Raw genomic sequence first — 1,576 nt, 5'->3', positions numbered from 1 at the left:
AGCCGCCGGCGGGCTAACCCCTATTTGTTGCAGTCCTTCAGGTCCTTGTCGGAGACCGAAAACACGGCATCGGCCTTGATCTCGATGTCGCGGACGAAGCACTGCCTGGCGCCGCTGTAGCCGACCTTGGCATCGTAACGGCCGGGCTCGACGCCGGTGATGCGCAGGCGCTCGTCGTGGTCGACTTCCTTGTCCTTGTCGTTCAGCGTCTGGTTGGGGCCCCATTCATTCTTGCCGGCCGGCGACAGCTCGAAGCTCGAAATCGTGGCGCTGGTCAGATTCCATAGCCGGATGCCTTTGCCCTTGCTTTGGGCGAACACGGTCGCCGGCAGCACCAGCAAGGCGACACCAACAGCAATCAACGCGCGCAACATCAAACCTCTCCCTGCAGCTTTCATCCAAGGATGACGGCGTCTCACATATTTGCAAGGTCCAACTGCGAGAGCCGTCGCTTGATCTCGCCGATCTCCGGCTCACCTCGCATTGCACGCGGCGCGGCTATGGTTTCGACGTGAAGGATTCGGGCGGGCCGCGGCGACAGGAAGAACAGGCGGTCGCCGAGGCGGACGGCGTCGTCGAGATCGTGGGTGACAAGGAGCGTCATCATCGTCCGGCTCGCCACCAGGGTCGCGACCTGGTCGCGCAGCCTGCCCGCGAGGGCATTGTCGAGCGAGGCCAGCGGCTCGTCGAGGATCAGGAAGTCCGGCTCGATGGCGAAGGCGCGGGCAAGCGCGACGCGGCGTGCGAGGCCGAGCGACAACTCGCCCGGAAAGTGGTTGCGATGCGCGCTCAGTTCGAGCACCTCGAACAGCGCCGACAGCTTGCCGTCGTCGGCGCCAGGTGCGGCCAGGCGCACGTTCTCCTCGACCGTGCGCCAGGGCAGCAGCCGCGGCTCCTGGAACACCATGCCGAGGCGCATGCCCGGCGAGCGCGCGACATGGCCCCGGTAGTTGCCGTCGAGCCCGGCGAGAATCCGGAGCAGGGTGCTCTTGCCGCAGCCCGATGGGCCGAACAGCACGCCCACCTCGCCGGCGTTCAACGTGAAGGTGACGTTGTCGAGCACGTCGTGCCGCTTCCCGGCCGCGCTCTCAAAACTCTTGCCGGTGATATTGACCTCAAGCTGCACGGAGCCGCCACCGCGTTAGCCTGGTTTCAAACGGCTGCACCATCACCGTCTCGATGACCAGCACGACACCGGCAAAGCTCAGCGAGTAGGCGAGCAGCAGGGGAATGTCGAACAGCTGGAAGGCGACGCCGATCTCGAAGCCGACACCGTTCGGCCGGCCGAGATATTCGGCGACCAGCACGATCTTCCAGACCAGCGAGAGCCCGGAGCGCGCCGCGGCAGCGATATAGGGCGCAAGCTGCGGCAGGATCACATGCCGGAACGCGCGGCCGCGCGGCAAGGCGAACGCCGTCGCCATCTCGTCGAGCGCAGGATCGAGCGCGCGAGCACCCTCGCGCAACGTGACGACGGCGGTCGGCAGCTTGTTGATGGCGATGGCCGCGATCGCCGCGACCTCGGTCAGCCCGGCCCAGATATAGGCCAGCACGATGACGACGAGCGCCGGCAAAT

3 protein-coding genes are annotated in these 1,576 nt (G+C 66.1%); all 3 read right to left on the bottom strand.

Annotated features, from left to right (window positions below; all coding sequences use genetic code 11):
- Window positions 1-20 precede the first annotated feature (20 nt).
- Entirely contained in the window at window positions 21-374 is a 354-nt protein-coding gene (locus ACJH7A_RS30440) for a hypothetical protein (RefSeq protein ID WP_406803315.1), read from the bottom strand.
- A 41-nt stretch (window positions 375-415) separates the two neighbouring features.
- Window positions 416-1,126, bottom strand: coding sequence for an ABC transporter ATP-binding protein (locus tag ACJH7A_RS30435; protein WP_021078908.1), 711 nt, complete (start codon window positions 1,124-1,126; stop codon window positions 416-418).
- A partial coding sequence (locus ACJH7A_RS30430; protein ID WP_406803314.1) for an ABC transporter permease occupies window positions 1,116-1,576 on the bottom strand: 461 nt, incomplete at its 5' end. The genes ACJH7A_RS30430 and ACJH7A_RS30435, both read right to left, overlap by 11 nt.

Origin of the sequence: Mycobacterium sp. SMC-17 (genome assembly GCF_045310915.1) — a bacterium.
Taxonomy (GTDB): domain Bacteria; phylum Actinomycetota; class Actinomycetes; order Mycobacteriales; family Mycobacteriaceae; genus Mycobacterium.
The sequence above is the reverse complement of the archived record's forward strand: the minus strand, read 5'-3'. Positions and strand labels throughout refer to the sequence as shown.